General features: G+C 74.4%; 17 protein-coding genes. 6 read left to right on the top strand and 11 right to left on the bottom strand.

All coding sequences use genetic code 11. The features are described from left to right. Positions 1 to 8: 8 nt before the first annotated feature. The 7 genes from PVK74_RS11265 to PVK74_RS11295 all read right to left on the bottom strand — a co-directional run bounded on the left by PVK74_RS11265 (position 9) and on the right by PVK74_RS11295 (position 7016). Complete coding sequence (locus PVK74_RS11265) at positions 9 to 788, bottom strand: HAD-IIA family hydrolase (RefSeq protein WP_043329726.1); 780 nt, start codon at positions 786 to 788, stop codon at positions 9 to 11. Between the two features lie 33 nt (positions 789 to 821). Beyond that, positions 822 to 1853 carry a ferrochelatase gene (locus PVK74_RS11270; RefSeq protein ID WP_064445353.1) on the bottom strand — a complete coding sequence of 344 codons (1032 nt, stop codon included), beginning with the start codon at positions 1851 to 1853 and terminating at the stop codon, positions 822 to 824. A 135-nt stretch (positions 1854 to 1988) separates the two neighbouring features. After that, positions 1989 to 2756 carry an enoyl-ACP reductase FabI gene (gene fabI / locus PVK74_RS11275; RefSeq protein ID WP_043329725.1) on the bottom strand — a complete coding sequence of 256 codons (768 nt, stop codon included), beginning with the start codon at positions 2754 to 2756 and terminating at the stop codon, positions 1989 to 1991. 23 nt (positions 2757 to 2779) lie between these two features. Then, positions 2780 to 3484, bottom strand: coding sequence for a beta-ketoacyl-ACP reductase (gene fabG / locus PVK74_RS11280; protein WP_043329724.1), 705 nt, complete (start codon positions 3482 to 3484; stop codon positions 2780 to 2782). Between the two features lie 549 nt (positions 3485 to 4033). Continuing rightward, entirely contained in the window at positions 4034 to 4984 is a 951-nt protein-coding gene (locus PVK74_RS11285; protein WP_274479045.1) for a VWA domain-containing protein, read from the bottom strand. Further along, the gene (locus PVK74_RS11290) at positions 4981 to 5934 is read right to left on the bottom strand and encodes a DUF58 domain-containing protein (protein ID WP_274479046.1); all 954 of its coding nucleotides are present in this window, start codon (positions 5932 to 5934) and stop codon (positions 4981 to 4983) included. The genes PVK74_RS11285 and PVK74_RS11290 overlap by 4 nt, the downstream gene beginning before the upstream one ends. After that, a complete protein-coding gene (locus PVK74_RS11295; RefSeq protein ID WP_043329721.1) occupies positions 5913 to 7016 on the bottom strand; it encodes an AAA family ATPase in 1104 nt (367 codons plus the stop codon). Before PVK74_RS11295 ends, PVK74_RS11290 begins: the two co-directional genes overlap by 22 nt. Positions 7017 to 7269: 253 nt before the next feature. Between PVK74_RS11295 and PVK74_RS11300 the strand changes: the two genes are divergently transcribed. The 3 genes from PVK74_RS11300 (at position 7270) to PVK74_RS11310 (ending at position 9684) form a co-directional block, all read left to right on the top strand. Further along, positions 7270 to 7479: a hypothetical protein gene (locus tag PVK74_RS11300; RefSeq protein ID WP_069087711.1), complete on the top strand. Its 210-nt coding sequence runs from the start codon at positions 7270 to 7272 to the stop codon at positions 7477 to 7479. 73 nt (positions 7480 to 7552) lie between these two features. Continuing rightward, complete coding sequence (locus PVK74_RS11305) at positions 7553 to 8080, top strand: PH domain-containing protein (RefSeq protein ID WP_064445350.1); 528 nt, start codon at positions 7553 to 7555, stop codon at positions 8078 to 8080. Continuing rightward, the gene (locus PVK74_RS11310; RefSeq protein WP_420800522.1) at positions 8077 to 9684 is read left to right on the top strand and encodes a PH domain-containing protein; all 1608 of its coding nucleotides are present in this window, start codon (positions 8077 to 8079) and stop codon (positions 9682 to 9684) included. Before PVK74_RS11305 ends, PVK74_RS11310 begins: the two co-directional genes overlap by 4 nt. A 13-nt stretch (positions 9685 to 9697) precedes the next feature. Here the strand turns inward: PVK74_RS11310 and PVK74_RS11315 are convergent, their stop codons facing one another. Beyond that, positions 9698 to 10759, bottom strand: a complete 1062-nt coding sequence (locus PVK74_RS11315; protein ID WP_274479047.1) for a phosphatase PAP2 family protein — start codon at positions 10757 to 10759, stop codon at positions 9698 to 9700. Positions 10760 to 10873: 114 nt separating this feature from the next. Between PVK74_RS11315 and PVK74_RS11320 the strand changes: the two genes are divergently transcribed. Continuing rightward, positions 10874 to 11278 carry a thioesterase family protein gene (locus tag PVK74_RS11320; RefSeq protein WP_274479048.1) on the top strand — a complete coding sequence of 135 codons (405 nt, stop codon included), beginning with the start codon at positions 10874 to 10876 and terminating at the stop codon, positions 11276 to 11278. Further along, positions 11275 to 12102 carry an MBL fold metallo-hydrolase gene (locus PVK74_RS11325; protein WP_113972459.1) on the top strand — a complete coding sequence of 276 codons (828 nt, stop codon included), beginning with the start codon at positions 11275 to 11277 and terminating at the stop codon, positions 12100 to 12102. Before PVK74_RS11320 ends, PVK74_RS11325 begins: the two co-directional genes overlap by 4 nt. Before the next feature lie 14 nt (positions 12103 to 12116). On the opposite strand, the gene PVK74_RS11330 is transcribed toward PVK74_RS11325, so the two are convergent. Together PVK74_RS11330 and PVK74_RS11335 are read right to left on the bottom strand one after the other, a co-directional pair. Further along, positions 12117 to 13016 (bottom strand): aminoglycoside phosphotransferase family protein, encoded by a 900-nt coding sequence (locus PVK74_RS11330; protein WP_274479269.1) that lies wholly within the window; start codon positions 13014 to 13016, stop codon positions 12117 to 12119. A gap of 10 nt (positions 13017 to 13026) precedes the next feature. Beyond that, entirely contained in the window at positions 13027 to 13536 is a 510-nt protein-coding gene (locus PVK74_RS11335; RefSeq protein ID WP_187694520.1) for a MarR family winged helix-turn-helix transcriptional regulator, read from the bottom strand. 83 nt (positions 13537 to 13619) lie between these two features. Between PVK74_RS11335 and PVK74_RS11340 the strand changes: the two genes are divergently transcribed. Beyond that, entirely contained in the window at positions 13620 to 14849 is a 1230-nt protein-coding gene (locus PVK74_RS11340) for a multidrug effflux MFS transporter (protein ID WP_043329716.1), read from the top strand. Between the two features lie 63 nt (positions 14850 to 14912). On the opposite strand, the gene PVK74_RS11345 is transcribed toward PVK74_RS11340, so the two are convergent. After that, positions 14913 to 15842, bottom strand: a complete 930-nt coding sequence (locus PVK74_RS11345) for a carbohydrate kinase family protein (RefSeq protein WP_274479049.1) — start codon at positions 15840 to 15842, stop codon at positions 14913 to 14915. Positions 15843 to 15890: the final 48 nt, after the last annotated feature.

Genomic DNA, 15890 nt, shown 5'->3' on the forward strand with positions numbered 1-15890 from the left:
ACCCCGGCTCAGACCTCGTCGATCAGGTCGGCCACCGAGTCGACGATCCGCGACGGACGGTACGGGTACCGCTCGGCCTCGGCCCGGCTGCTGATGCCGGTGAGCACCAGGATCGTCTCCAGGCCGGCCTCCAGTCCGCACAGGATGTCGGTGTCCATCCGGTCGCCGATCATCGCGGTCGACTCGGAGTGGGCGTCGATCGTGTTCAGCGCCGAGCGCATCATCATCGGGTTGGGCTTGCCGACGAAGTACGGGTCGACACCCGTCGCCTTGGAGATCATCGCCGCCACCGAACCGGCCGCCGGCAGCGCGCCCTCCATCGACGGGCCGGTGGCGTCCGGGTTGGTGCAGATGAACCGGGCGCCGTCGTTGATCAGCCGGATCGCCTTGGTTATCGCCTCGAAGCTGTAGGTGCGCGTCTCCCCCAGCACCACGTAGTCCGGGGCGAAGTCGCTGAGCACGTACCCCACCGCGTGCAGCGCCGTGGTCAGCCCGGCCTCACCGATGACGTACGCGGTCCCGCCCGGCCGCTGGTCGGCCAGGAACTGGGCGGTGGCCAGGGCGGACGACCAGATCGCCTCCTCCGGCACGTCCAGCCCCATCCGGGCCAGCCGGGCCTGGAGGTCACGCGGGGTGTAGATGGAGTTGTTCGTCAGCACCAGGAACGGCTTGCCGGAGGCACGCAGCTTCTTGACGAACTCCGGCGCGCCCGGCACCGGCTGCCCCTCGTGCACCAGCACGCCGTCCATGTCGGTGAGCCAGCTCTGCACCGGCTTGCGGTCAAGCATCGTGTCGTCCCCAGGGGTGTCGTCGGGTCGGGCTCAGGGCCGGCGGGCCGGGGGTACGCAGCACAACGCCGGACAGGTGTCCCAGGCCGGCAGTTCGCCGAGCCGGCGGCGCAGCCGCTCGCCGTCCGGGGCGGTGCGTTCCAGCACCAGCTCGCGGACCATCGCCACGAACCGCGGGTCGACGCCCGGGGTGCCGGCGCGGACGAAGTCCAGGCCGAGCTGCTTGGCCGTCTCCAGCGCCTCGGTGTCCAGGTCCCACACCACCTCCAGGTGGTCGGAGACGAAGCCGATCGGGCTGACCACGACGCTCGTCACGCCCTGCTCGGGCAGCGTGGCCAGGTGGTCGTTGACGTCCGGCTCCAGCCACGGCACCTGCGGCGGGCCGGACCGGCTCTGCCAGACCAGGTCGTACGCGAGGTCCGGCGCGGCCGCGGCGTGCACCAGCCGGGCGACCTCCTCGAGCTGGGCGGTGTACCGGCCGCCGTGCGGGCCGGCGCTGGCGGCCGCCGACATCGGGACCGAGTGCGCGGTGAAGACCAGCCGGGTGCTGTCCCGCTTCGCGGGGTCGAGCTGGGCGAGCGCGGCGCGGACCGCGTCGGCGTGCGGCTCGATGAAGCCGGGGTGGTCCCAGAACTGGCGCAGCTTCTCGATCAGCGGGGCGTCCGGGCCGACCGCGGCGCGGGCCGAGGCGATGTCCTCCTGGTACTGCCGGCAGGAGGAGTAGCCGCCGTACGCGCTGGTGACGAACGCCAGCGCCCGGGTGATCCCGTCGTCGCGCATCCGCGCCACCGTGTCGGCGAGCATCGGATCCCAGTTGCGGTTGCCCCAGTAGACCGGCAGGTCGACGCCGTTGGCGGCGAAGTCCGCGCGGATCGCCGCGAGCAGGTCACGGCACTGCTGGTTGATCGGCGACACCCCGCCGAAGTGCAGGTAGTGCTCGGCGACCTCGGCCAGCCGCTCCGGCGGCACCCCCCGCCCCCGGGTGACGTTCTGCAGGAACGGGAGAACGTCCTCGGGCCGCTCCGGGCCGCCGAAGGAGACCAGCACCAACGCGTCGTACGCCATGGGGTCCATTCTTCCTCGCCCGCCGTGACGGTGTGGCGACGCCCCCTGGTCGGCGCGGTGACCACCCGGGCATGGGGTGTTAAGAAGGGCCCCTTCCTATGCGCGAGGCGTTAAGAAGGGGCCCTTCCTTACATCTCAGGCGCCGATGGCGTGGTAGCCGCCGTCGACGTGGACGATCTCGCCGGTGGTGGCCGGGAACCAGTCCGACAGCAGCGCCAGGCAGGCCCGGGCGGCCGGCTCCTGGTCGGTGAGGCTCCAGCCCAGCGGGGCCCGCTCGGTCCAGGCGTCCTCGAACTGGTCGAAGCCGGGGATGGACTTGGCGGCGATGGTGCGCAGCGGGCCGGCCGCGACCAGGTTGCTGCGGATGCCCTGCTTGCCCAGGTGCAGCGCCAGGTAGCGGGAGGCGGACTCCAGCCCGGCCTTGGCCACGCCCATCCAGTCGTAGACCGGCCACGCCTTGGTGGCGTCGAAGGTGAGGCCCACCACGGCGCCGCCGGAGGACATCAGCGGCAGCGCGGCCATGGCCAGGGACTTGTACGAGTAGGTGGAGACCTGGAGCGCGGTGGCCACGTCCGCCCACGGGGCGTCGAGGAAGCCGCCGCCGAGGCAGCTCTGCGGGGCGAACCCGATCGAGTGCACCACCCCGTCCAGGCCGTCGACGTGCTCGCGTACCTTGTCGGCCAGCCCGGCCAGGTGCTCCTCGCTGGTGACGTCCAGCTCGATCACCGGCGCGGGTTCGGGCAGCCGCTTGGCGATCCGCTCCACCAGGGAGAGCCGGCCGTAGCCGGTGAGCACGACCTGGGCGCCGTTCTCCTGGGCGAGTTTCGCCACCGAGAAGGCGATCGAGGCGTCGGTGATGACGCCGGTGACCAGCAGTCGCTTACCGGCGAGAAGTCCGGACATTGCGTGTCTCCTCCGTGCTCTGCTCAGTGACCCATGCCGAGGCCGCCGTCGACCGGGATGACGGCGCCGGTGACGTAGCCGGCCGCGTCCGAGGCGAGCCAGGTGACGACGCCCGCGACCTCGTCCGGGGTGGCCATCCGCCCGGCGGGGATCGCCTTGCGCAGCTCCGCCTTGCGTTCCTCGGGCAGCCCGGCGGTCATGTCGGTGTCGATGAAGCCGGGCGCCACCACGTTCGCGGTGATGTTGCGGCTGCCCAGCTCGCGGGTGATCGAGCGGGCCACACCGACCAGGCCGGCCTTGCTGGCCGCGTAGTTGACCTGGCCCGCGCCACCGAAGAGGCCGACCACCGAGGAGATGAAGATCATCCGGCCCCACCGGTTCCGGAGCATCTTCGTCGAGGCCCGCTTGGCGACCCGGAACGAGCCGCTCAGGTTGGTGTCGAGCACGCGGGTGAACTGTTCCTCGGACATCCGCATGAGCAGCGTGTCGTCGGTGATGCCGGCGTTGGCGACGAGCACCTCCACCGGGCCCAGCTCGGCCTCGACCGCGGTGAACGCGGCGTCGACCGACTCGGCGTCGGTCACGTCACACCGCACCCCGAACAGGCCCTCCGGGGCCTCGCCGCTCCGGTACGTGACGGCCACCCGGTCGCCCTGCTTGGCGAAGGCCTGGGCGATGGCCAGGCCGATCCCCCGGTTGCCGCCGGTCACCAGCACCGTACGGGCCACGGATCCCCCTCTGCTCCAGTGATCTCTCGGTCCGGTCGGAGCCTAGGGGTTACCGGTAGGTAAGCGCTAACCCGAGCAGGTCACACGCCGGCGCCGCCGGGGTCGGCGGCCGCGCGCGCGACACCCGCACACACCGGTGTACGATCACCGGGTCTGCGGGCCGGTCTGCGCCCGCGTTCCGGGCCCCGCCGACCGTAGGAGGTGATCGCTGTGCGAGATAGCGATCCTCCCAGTCGTGGCCGGGCCCACCGTCAGCCCCGCTGAGCCACGGCTCGGTCGACGCGGCTGACCCGCTTCCCGCCCTCCGCACCGCATCCGCTCTCCGGCGCCCACGCCGGGGCGGCCCTGCCGCGCGGCGGAGCACCCGGTCACGACTTCGTGCGCGTACGCCCCGACCCCCCACGGCCCGCACCGGGCCGACTGTCGCCACGGAGCACACCCATGAGCCGTTACGTCGCCCCCCTGGGTTTCACCCTCGCCGCCGTCTGGGTGGCGGTCCTGTTCGTGCTGGCCGGCGGCGGTCACTGACCACCGCCGGCCGGGCCCGGCTCAGACCAGCCGGGACGTCCAGAGCAGACTCAGCCCGCCCGCGCACAGCGCCAGCAGCAGGGCGACGCCCGCGTACCACTGGGTGATCTCGCGCGGCTCGGTCCGGTAGCCGATCGAGCTGCCCATGTCCTGGTAGACCTGCTTCAGCTCGCTGGCCGACGCGGCCTCGTAGAAGAAGCCCTGGGTGGTCTCCGCGAGCTGGGACAGCGCGGTGCGGTCCACCGGCACCCGCTGGAGCTGCCCGCCGATGTCGACCTGCCCCGAGTCGGTGCCGAACGCGATGGTGGACACCGGCACGTTCGCCGCCTGCGCCGCCGCGGCGGCCTCCTCCACCGACCGGCCGGAGGTCCGGTAGCCGTCGGACAGCAGCACGATCCGGGCCGGCGGGATGCCGGCGGCGCCGTCGGCCGGCACCGTGCGGATCGCCTCCAGGCAGGTGAAGACCGCCTCGCCGGTGGCTGTCGCCTCGGCCAGCACCAGCCCGTCGATGGCGGTGTTCACCGCCGCCCGGTCCTTGGTCGGCGGCACCAGCACGTTCGCGGACTTCGCGAACGACACGAGCCCCAGGTTGTAGCTCTCCGGCAGCTCGCCGACGAACTGCTTGGCCGCCTCCTGCGCCGCCTCCAGGCGGTTCGGCGACACGTCGTCGGCCTGCATCGACAGCGACACGTCGATGGCGAGCATGACGGTGGCCCGCTCCAGCGGCTCGCGGGTGTCGATCGCCGGGCGGGCCAGCCCGGTCGCCAGCACCAGCAGGCAGAGCAGGAACGCGGTGGCCGCCACGTGCCGCCGCCAGCCCAGTCCCTTGGGCGCGACGGTACGCAGCAGGTCGACGTTTGTGAACCGCAGCGCGTACTGCCGGCGGTGCAGTTGCCGCCAGACGTACGCGGCGGCGAGGGCGAGCACCGGCAGCACGGCCAGCAGCCACCACGGTTGCAGAAAACGGATCATCGAGTCGTCCCTCGGGTGCGGGCGTGCCGCTGTGCGGCGACGAAACGCACCATGTCCAGCAGCCAGTCTCGGTCGGTACGCAGGCGCAGGTGGGCCGCGCCCGCGGCGCGCAGCTCGGCGGCGATCGCCCCGCGCTGGGCGGCCGCCGCCTCGGCGTACCGGCGGCGCAGGCCCGGGTCGGCGGTCTGCACCTCGTGCAGCTCGCCGCTCTCCGGGTCGACCACCGGCAGCACCCCCACGTCGAGCAGTTCCAGTTCCCGCGGGTCGACCACCTCCACGGCCAGCACGTCGTGGCGGACCCGCAGCTTACGCAGCGGCCGGCCCCACTGCTGCGGCGGCGCGAGGAAGTCGGAGATGACCACCGCCACGCCGCGCCGCCGGGGCGGCCGGTTGAGCATGTCGACGAGCGCGCCGAGGTCGCTGCGACCGGGCCGGATCTCGGCGCCGGCCACCGCCCGCAGCAGCCCCTGGGCCTCCTTGCGGCCGGCGCGGGCGGGCAGCCGCAGCAGCGTGCCCGGCCCACCGGCCCCGCCGGTGCCGACGACGGCGCCGATCCGGTTGCCGCCGCGCACGGTGAGGTGGGCCAGCGCGGCGACGGCGGCGACCGCCACGTCCCGCTTGAGCCACCGGCCGGTGCCGAAGTCGAGGCTGGCCGACATGTCCACAGCAAGCCACGTCTCCAGCTCGCGGTCGGCCACCGTACGCCGCACGTGCGGCATGGTGGTGCGGGCCGTGACCGGCCAGTCCATCCGGCGCACGTCGTCGCCGGGCCGGTACTCCCGGGACTCCCCCGCCTCGCTGCCCGGGCCGGGCAGCAGCCCGGCGTAGTCGCCCTGGAGCAGCCCGTCCAGCTTGCGGGTGACCATGAGCTGGAGCCGGGCCAGCACGGCCCCGGAGCGGTCGCCGGTGGCGAGGCGGGTGGGCGGGGTCACGGCCGCTGCCCGGGCCATCCGTTGTGCGGCACGGCCGGTGGCGGTGCGGCCTGCTGACGGGGCGCGACGGCGGGCAGCGGGATGGTCGACATCACCCGGTGCACGATGTGGTCGGCCGGTACGTCGTCGGCGAGCGCGTCGTAGCTGAGCACCAGCCGGTGGCGCAGGATGTCCGGCGCGATGTCCTGCACGTCCTGCGGCAGCGCGTAGTCCCGCCCGCGCAGCAGCGCCAGCGCGCGGGTGGCCCGGACCAGGCCGAGCGAGGCGCGCGGGCTGGCGCCGTACTGGATGAGCTGGGCGACGTCGGGCATGCCGTGCTCGGCCGGCGCCCGGGTGGCGAGCACCAGCCGGACCGCGTAGTCGACGAGCGCGTTGTGCACGAAGACCTGGTCGGCCTTGCGCTGCAGGGCGATCAGGTCGGGGGTGTCGAACACCCGGGCCGGCTCCGGCGGGGCGACGCCCATCCGGTAGACGATCTCGCGTTCCTCGGCATCGGTCGGGTAGCCCACGACGATTTTCATGAGGAAGCGGTCCCGCTGCGCCTCCGGCAGCGGGTAGACGCCCTCCTGCTCGATCGGGTTCTGGGTGGCCATCACCAGGAACGGGTCCGGCACCCGGTGACTCTCGCCACCGATGGAGACCTGCCGCTCGCTCATCACCTCCAGCAGCGCCGACTGCACCTTGGCCGGCGCGCGGTTGATCTCGTCGGCGAGCAGGAAGTTGACGAAGACCGGACCCAGCTCGACGTCGAACTTCTCGCTGGACTGCCGGTAGATCCGGGTGCCCATGATGTCGGCGGGCACCAGGTCCGGCGTGAACTGGACCCGGGCGAACGATCCGCCGACGACCCGGGCCAGCGTCTCCACGGCGAGCGTCTTGGCCACGCCCGGTACGCCCTCCAGCAGGCAGTGCCCCCGGGCCAGCAGCGCGACGAACATCCGCTCGACCATCCGGTCCTGGCCGACGATCACCCGCTTGGTCTCGAACAGCGCCCGCTCCAGCAGCGTGGCGTCCTGCGCCGGCGTGGTGGCCGCCGGGGGCGGGGCGTCCGGCGGCGCCTCGGTCGGGTTCGGCACGTCGGGTGTGGTCGGCTGGGCCACCGGTCCTCCACAGCAGGGTCGTCGTCGCGGCGTGGTGCGTATCAAGACTGTCATGCCTCGCTGAGAGCCGAGGGTGGGAGAGGCACGATTTTCGCCGCGCCGTCCGGCCACGCCGTACCGCCGCACGAAAACGCTGAACACGGGTGGACAAAAAGGGGTCCGCAGTGTGTACGATTCACCCCGTCGCCGGGCGGCTCCCCCCGTGGCCGCCCGGCGCTAAAACTCCCGGCGTGCGACGCCTAGACTCGCCCCGGTGACGACTCCCAACGCCCCCGAAGACGAGCTGATCTGCTCGGCGCGGGGGTGTCGCGCTCCCGCCGCCTACCAGCTTCGCTGGCACAATCCCCGCCTGCACGCGCCCGACCGGCGCAAGACCTGGCTCGCCTGCCCGGCGCACCGGGACTCCCTCGGGGACTTCCTCGACGCACGCGGCTTCCTCCGCGAGGTGGTCCCGCTTCCCTGATCGCCTACGCTCGAAGCGTGAGCGAGCAGACGACCCGAGCCCGTACCGGCGGCGAGCACGGCAGGTCCTCCCGGTGAGCGGTGACGGCCACACCGGCCTCCCGCCCGCGTCGCGCAGCGCGCTGGAGCCCTGGCCGGACACCGTCGACTGGCGGCCGATCTCCCGCGACCTGATCTGGGTGGAGCTGATCCGGCTCGGCATCGGGCTGGCGGTGGCGCTCGTGGTGCTCGGCGTGGCCTGGGCGCTGTCCGGGCACTGGCTGCTCGGCGCCGCCGTCGGCGTGGCCCTGCTGATCGGCGTCTGGCGGGCGATCACCATCGTGCGTGCGGTCCGCGCCTGGGGGTATGCCGAGCGCGACGACGACCTGCTGGTGCGGCACGGTCTGCTGGTGCGGCGGCTCTCCATCGTGCCGTACTCCCGGATGCAGTTCGTCGACGTGAGCGCCGGTCCGCTGGAGCGTGCCTTCGACCTCGCCACTGTGCAGTTGCACACGGCGGCGGCCGCCAGCGACGCCCGGGTGCCGGGGCTGCGTCCGGCCGAGGCGTCCCGGCTGCGCGACCGGCTCACCGCGCTGGGCGAGGACCGGGCGGAGGGCCTGTGAGCGACCGGAACGACCCCGGCGCGCCGCGGCCCCACGACGACCGGCCCGGGGCGGCGCCCGGTCCCCCACCGCCGGTCGGTCCGGAACAGCCGCCCGGGCCGGGTTACGGGCCGCCCGCCGCGCCGCCCGGCTACGGACCGCCGCCCGGATACGCGCCACCACCCGGTTACGGGCCCCCGCCCGGATACGGGACGGCAGCCGACGCGACGCCCGGGCCGTGGCCCGCGCCCGCTCCGCCGTACCCGGGACCCTGGGGTCCGGCCGCCGCGCCCTCGGCGGACGGGGAGGAACCGCGGCAGCGGCTGCATCCGCTGAGCCCCGCGCTGCACGGCGCGAAGTCACTCGTCGTCGTGATCGCCGGTCTGTCCTGGTCGACGCTGTCGCGGGTCGGGTTCGGCTGGTTCGCCCTGCTGGTCACGGTCTTCGTGCTCGGCGCCACCGTGCTGTCCGTGGTGAGCTGGTGGAACACCGGTTACCACCTGGTGGGCCGGGAGCTGCGCGTGTATGAGGGCCTGCTGTGGCGGCGCACGCGCGCCATCCCGCTGGAACGGTTGCAGGCGGTGGAGGTGGTCCGGCCGCTGCTGGCCCAGCTCACCGGCCTGGCCGAGCTGCGGCTCGAGGTGGTCGGCGGGGGCAAGACCGAGGCGCCGCTGGCCTACCTCAGCGTGGCCGAGGCCACCGCGCTGCGGCAGCGGCTGCTCGCTGTCGCCGGCCGGGCCCCGTCCGCCGTGGCCGAGCCGGGCGTGCCGGCCGCCCCGGGTACGCCGGTCGCGCCCGCGCCGGCCGGCCGCCGGCTGCACGTCGTCCGCAACCAGGACCTGCTGGTCAGCCAGTTGCTCACGCCGCAGGCGTTCCTGCTGCCGGTCGGCGTGGTGTTCGTGGGCGCCCAGTTCCTCTCCGAGGGCTCGTGGTCGTTCATCGCGGTGGCGAGCACGCTCACCGCGATGGCGGGTGTGGTGCTGCAACCGGTCCGGCGGGTGCTCGACGACTGGAGTTTCCGGCTCGACCGGGACGACGGCACGCTGCGTGTGCACAACGGGCTGCTGGAGACGCGGGTGCAGACGGTGCCGCTGCACCGGGTGCAGACCGTGCGGGCGACCTGGCCGCTGCTCTGGCGGATGAAGGGCTGGCTGCGGCTGCGGCTGGAGGTGGCCGGCTACTCGGCCGGTGAGCCGGACGACCGCAACCGCCCGGACCGGCTGCTGCCGGTCGGCGACGCCGGCACCGGCGCGATGGTGGTGGCGGAGGTGCTGCCCGGCGTACGGCTGGACGAGCTGCCCGGCACGCCGCCCCCGTCCCGGGCCCGCTGGCTGCGCCCGCTGAGCCGCAAGGTGGTCGGCGCCGGCCTCGACGAGCGGGTCTTCGTGGCCCGGTCCGGGCTGCTGACCCGCCAGCTGACGCTGGTGCCGTACGCCCGGATCCAGAGCGTGCGCGTCACGCAGGGGCCGGCGCAGCGGTTGCTGCGGCTGGCCACCGTGCACGCGGACACCGCGGGCGGGGCCGGGGCGGCGGCGGTCGACCGGGACCTGGCCGACGCCTGGGAGCTGGCCGCGGAGCTGACCGAGCGGTCGCGGGCCGCGCGCCGGGCCGACCACCGCCGCTGACCCGCCAGCGGGGCTAGCGTCGCTCGGCCGGCACCGCGTCCCGGTCGTCCGCGGGGGCGTCGGCCTCGGCCGCGGTGGCGGGCTGCGGCACGTCGGCCGCGCCGGCGGGCTCACCGGCACGCCGGGCCCGCCGCGCCGCCCACCAGCGCTCGGCCAGGCCGACCACCAGGAACGTCATGCCCACGTACGCCCAGCCGACCAGCACGTCGATCAGGTAGTGCTCGCCGCTGTACATCAGCGTGAACGTCATGGCCAGCGGATACGCCAGCATCAGCGGCCACCAGCGCTTGCGCACCGACCGCATGAAGAACAGCACCACGAACAGCGCGAACGCGGTGTGCAGCGACGGCATCGCGGCCACCGGGTTGGAGGCGATCTGCCCGGCGTTGAGCAGATTGCCCGCGCCGTGCATGCCGATCTCCTTCCACCCCCGGGTGGAGATCCGCGCGACCTCGGTCAGCAGGCCGTTCTGCGCCGCCCACCACGGCGGCGCGGCCGGGTAGGCGAAGTAGGTGACCAGGCCGGCCGCGCACAGGAAGCCCCAGCGGGACATGTACGCGATCCAGCGCCGCCGGTTGCGCATCCACAGCACGGCCGCGGCGGCGAACGTCGCCACGAAGTGCGAGAAGTAGATCCAGCTCACCAGCACGTCCCACCAGCGCACCTCGGACGGGTCGTACAGGCGCTCCTGCAGCCAGATCGTCGGCACCTCACCGCCGGTGAGCCAGCCGGTGAGGAACCGGTCGGCGACGATCAGCTCCATCGCGTGCGGGGTGGCGCCGTTGTCGGCGAAGCCCCGGGACAGGTTGTACGCGGCGAGCAGCAGCACCACCGGGATCCAGTCCCGGGCGAAGCGCAGGTGGCTGCGCCACGGGCGGGCCGAGTTCCAGGCGATGGTGCCGGCCCAGATCCACAGGAACGCGTACGCCGGGTCGGTGGGCAGGCCGATGACGAGCCAGCCCGCCACGAAGGCGACGCCCCAGATGGTCATCGCGATCACACGGCGGCGCCCGCCGTCGGGCGACTCGGTGGTCGCGTCGGGGGCGGGGGTCGGAGATTGTGTCTGCTCGGCCATCGCGGACAAGGTTAACGGCGGGCGACGGGCGGGCCTGCGGGCGGGCGGGGACGACACGGGCGCGGCGGCTCGGACGCCGGACGGCCCCCGTTCATCTGCACTAGGCTCGGCCGCATGCAGGAGCAGCCGGAGTCGCCCTTCACGCCGGGCCTGACCGCCCGCGTCGAGCTGACAGTGACCGACGCCGACACCGCGCAGGCGGTGGGCTCCGGGGACGTGCCGGTGCTCGGCACCCCGCGCGTGCTGGCGCTGGCCGAGGCGGCGACGGTGGCCGCCACCGCGACCCGGATGCCGTCCGGGTCGACCACCGTCGGCGTACGGGTGGAGCTGGAGCACCGCGCGGCCACCCCGGTCGGGCGTACCGTGGCCGCCCACGCCGAGCTGGTGAAGGTCGACGGGAAGCGGCTCGTCTTCGAGGTGACTGTCACCGACGGTCCGACGGTGGCGGCGCAGGGCCGGGTAGAGCGGTCGCTGGTCGACCGGCAGCGCTTCGTCGAGCGGGCCCTCGGCCCGTCATGACCGCCGGCTTCACCGAGGTCGCCCCCGGTGTGCACGTGCGACGTGAGCCGCTGCTGGCGGTGAACGTGGTGCTCGTGGTCGGCGACGGCGCGGCGCTGCTGGTCGACACGCTCTCCACGGCCGGGCAGGCGCGGGAACTGGCGGCGGCGGCGCGGGCGGTGACGCCGTACCCGTGGACGATCGTGAACACGCACCACCACTTCGACCACTGTTTCGGCAACGCCACGCTGGCCGGGCCGGACACCGCGATCTACGCGCACCCGCAGGCCGTGGCGGCGCTGCGGGACCGGCCGGACGCGCTGCGCCGCGCCGCGTACGAGGAGATGCGCGCCGAGGATCCGGCGCTGGCCGAGGAGCTGGCGCGTACCGAGCTGCGGGCGCCGACGCACGAGGTGGTCGAGGAGACGGTGCTCGACGTCGGTGGCCGCCGGGTGGTGCTGCGCCATCCCGGGCATGGGCACACCGACGCCGACCTGGTGGTGCACGTGCCCGATGCGGACGTGCTGGTGGCCGGCGATCTGGTGGAGCAGAGCGGGCCGCCGGCGTTCGAGGAGTCGTACCCGTTGCGGTGGCCGGACGCGCTGGCCGACCTGCTGCGCCTGACCACGCCCGCGACGGTGGTGGTGCCGGGCCACGGCGAGCCGGTCGGCGCGGATTTCGTCCGCGAGCAGCACGCGCAGCTCGCGCGGCAGGCGTGGCTGATCCGCGCCGGGCACACCGGCAGCGCGCCGCCGGAGCGGGTGGCGGCCGAGTCGCCGTTCGGCGCCCGGCCGGGCCTGATCGCCGCCCGCCGCGGCTACGCCGAACTCGACGGCACCGCCTGAGCGGCGGCCTGGGCTCAGCCGGCGTCGGCGAGGATCTCGCGGAGACGGTTGCGGCACTCGGCGACGAACGCCGGGAACGTGTGCCAGTAGTAGGAGACGCCGCTGGCCGCCACCCCGAGCGCCCAGGCGCGGGCCCGTGCCCAGGTCACGTCGTCGACACCGAGCGCCTCCCGGTAGGCGTGCCGGGCCTGCGGCGGCAGGTCCCAGATCGGCGCGTGTTCCGCGTCCGGGAACCCGACGGTCAGCCCGCCGAAGTCGATCACCGCGCACAGCCGGCCGTCGCGTGCCAGCACATTGGTGGGCTTGAGGTCGGTGTGCAGCCAGACGTGCCGGCCGGCGGGTTCGGGCAGGGTGAGGGCGTCGCGCCAGAGCCGGTGCAGGGTGTCGACGTCGGTCTCGTCGCCGATCCTGCGCCGGCAGTCGTCGAGCGCCGCGCTGACCCAGGTGTCGCAGGGGTGCAGGCTGCCGCCGCGGTATCCGCTCAGCGCGTCCGCGCGGGTCGCGCCGAGCAGGTCGGCCGCGTGCAGGTGACGTACGAACACCGCCAGGTCGGCGCCGAGGGCGGCCCAGTCCCGGACCGTGCCGGGTCCGACCTCGTCGCCGTGGATCCACCGCTGCACCGACCACGGCAGCGGGAAGGCGGTGGTCGGCGTCCCGGCGTGGAGCGGTTCCGGCACCGGGTACGGCAGCAGTGGCGCGAGCCGGGGCAGCCACAGCTGTTCCTTGCGCAGCGCGCCGGCTTTCTCCGCGGTGCGGGGCAGCCGGACGAGCAGGTCGTCGCCGAGCCGGTACATGGTGTTGTCGGTCCCGGCGCCGGCCGGGGTCAACGGCAGCGCGGCCCACTCGGGGCGCTGGTCGGTCAGCAGCGCCCGGACGATCCCCTCGTCCACAGGTGTCTCGTCCTGGTGCAGCATCACCCGGCGATCATCCGGTGCCGGGCGGCGCGGCGGCCACCGGGTTTCCGGACGTACGGGGGTCCAGTTCCGGGCGGGTGTGTGCCCGCAGCGTGGTGAGCAGCGTGTCGAGGTGCGGGGCGGCGGCCAGGATCGCGTCACGCGCCGCCGGGTCGAGGTCGGCCAGCGCCTCGGTGAGCAGCGCGGTGCGGTGCCGTTGGTGGTCGGCCATCCGCCGGTGGGCGGCCTCGGTGACGCGCAGCCGGACCACGCGGCGGTCGGCGGGGTCGCGGTCGCGGGCCAGCAGCCCGGCGTCGGTGAGGTCGCGGACCAGCGTGCTCACCGTGTTGGGCGCCGTGCCGAGGCGCCGGGCCACGTCCTTGCCGCTGATGCCCGGCGTGTCCCGGACGAGCAGGAGCAGTTCCACCTGAGCTTCGGGCAGCGGGTCCCGCCCGGCGCGCGCCGTGGACCGGCGGCGCACGAGCCGGTGCAGCTCCCCGAGGACCGCGCCGAACCGCGCGACCTGCTCGTTCGTCGACACGGGGTCACCCGCCTCACATCGCAATAGTTCTGACTACAGAGGTAAGGTACCCGAGCACATCGGATTTCAGGGGGTACCCGCTCGTGAGTCAAGCCGCGCCGCCCGCCGCCCGCCCGTCCGGCGCCGGCGCCACCGCGTCCACCGGGGGCGCGGGCCTGCTGGTGCTGCTCGGCACGCTCACCGCGATCGGCCCGCTCTCGCTGGACATGTACCTGCCCGCGTTCCCGGCCATGACCCGCGACCTCGGCGCCGACCAGGCCGGCATCCAGCTCTCGCTGACCACCTGCCTGATCGGCCTGGCGTTCGGCCAGCTCGTCACCGGGCCGCTCAGCGACCGCTGGGGGCGCCGCCGCCCGGTGCTGGTGGGCGTGGTCGCGTACACCGTGCTGGCGCTGGCGTGCGCGGCGGCGCCGAACGCCCCGCTGCTGGCCGCCGTCCGGTTCGCCCAGGGCCTGGCCGGCGGCATGGGCGTGGTGGTCGCCCGCGCCGTGGTCCGCGACCTCTACTCGGGCCGGGACGCCGCGAAGTACTTCTCCCGGCTCACCCTGGTCTTCGGGGTCGCGCCGATCGCGGCGCCGGGCGTGGGCAGCCTGGTGCTCCGGTTCGGCTCCTGGCGGTCCGTCTTCCTGGTGCTGGCCGCCATCGGCGCGGTGCTGGCCGTCGCGGTCGCGCTGCGCCTGCCGGAGACGCTGCCGGCCGAGCGCCGCAGCACCGGCGGGCTGGGGGCCACCGCCCGGACCATGCGGTCGCTGCTCGCCGACCGGGTCTACCTCGGGTACGCGCTGACCCAGGGCTTCGCCTTCGCCGGGCTGTTCGCGTACATCTCGGGGTCGTCGTTCGTGTTCCAGGACGTCTTCGGCGTCTCCGCGGCGGTGTTCAGCGTCATCTTCGGCGTCAACGCGCTCGGCCTGGTGGCCGTCGGGCAGCTGAACGCCCGGCTGCTCGACCGGTTCCCGCCACGCCGGCTGCTGGTCACCGCGCTGGCGGTCGGCCTGGTCGCCGCGGCCGGCGTGCTGAGCGGCGCGCTGACCGACGGCCTCGCGCTGACCGCGGTGGCGCTGTTCGGGTACGTCGGCGCGCTGGGCATGGTGACGCCGAACAGCACGGCGCTGGCGCTGGACGCGCACGCCCGCCACGCCGGCACCGCCGCCGCGCTGATGGGCGGCATCCAGTCGGTCGTCGGCGCGCTGGCCGCGCCCCTGGTCGGGCTCGGCGGCGAGGGCAGCGCGCTGCCGATGGCCACGGTCCTGGCCGGCGCCGCCGTTCTCACCCTGGTCACCGTCCTGACGATGACCCGCACGCGCGCGGGGTGAGCGCTGAGCGCGTTAAGAAGGGGCCCCTTCTCTACCTGAGGCGTTAACAAGGGGCCCTTCCTTTCACGCGAAGCGGGCGGTCACCTCCTCGCGGGTGGGCATGGCGGTGGCGCCACCCGGGGACTCGCAGACCACTGCGGCCACCCGCAGCGCGAACGCCACCCGCTCCCGCCACCCGGCCGGTTCGGCCGGCTCACCGGCGGCCAGCAGCTCGGCCACCAGCGCGCCCATCACCGAGTCCCCCGCGCCGGTCGCGTCCACCGCGTCCACCTTCGGCGCGGGCACGCGCACCACGTCGTCGCCGGCGGCGACCAGCGCGCCGTCCGCGCCGAGCGTGACCACGACCGTGCTCGCGCCCAGTTCCCGCAGGTACGCGGCCACGCCCTCGACCGGCTCGTGCGGGTAGAGCACCCGCGCGTCGGCGCTGCTGAGTTTGACCAGGTGCGCGGCGGCGGCGAACTCGGCGACCACCGCGCGCAGCCCGTCCAGCGCGCCCGGGGCGGTGAGCAGCCGGGGCCGGACGTTCGGGTCGAACACCCGCAGCGCGCCCGCGATCGACCAGGCGCGCCGGGCGGCGGCGAGCACCGGCGGGTCGAGCAGCACGATCGAGCCGCAGTAGAGCACATCCGCGCCCTCGACCAGCGCCACGTCCAGGTCGTCCGGGCCGAGCAGCGCGTACGAGCGGGGCTCGCCGTAGAAGCGGAAGTCCGGCTCGGGGCCGGCGAAGGTGGCCACCGCGAGCGCGGTCGGGGCCGGCACGGTCACCGTCCCGCTCACGTCCACACCGGCGTCGGTGAGGAAGGCGCGGATCCGTCCGGCCAGCGCGTCGTCGCCGAGCGACCCGACGAACCGCGCGTCCCCGCCGAGCCGAGCGGTCGCCACCGCCACGTTGAGCGGTCCCCCGCCGATCGCCTGCCGGTAGACGGGCTCTCCGTCGCGCTCGGCGTCGAGCAGGTCCACCAGCGCCTCGCCGAGCACCACCGCGTACCCCATCCTGGCTCCCCTCGTCGTCCTACCCCGATCCTGGCGCATACCGGCGCC

Origin of the sequence: Micromonospora chalcea (assembly GCF_028768405.1) — a bacterium.
GTDB classification, from domain to species: Bacteria; Actinomycetota; Actinomycetes; order Mycobacteriales; family Micromonosporaceae; genus Micromonospora; species Micromonospora chalcea.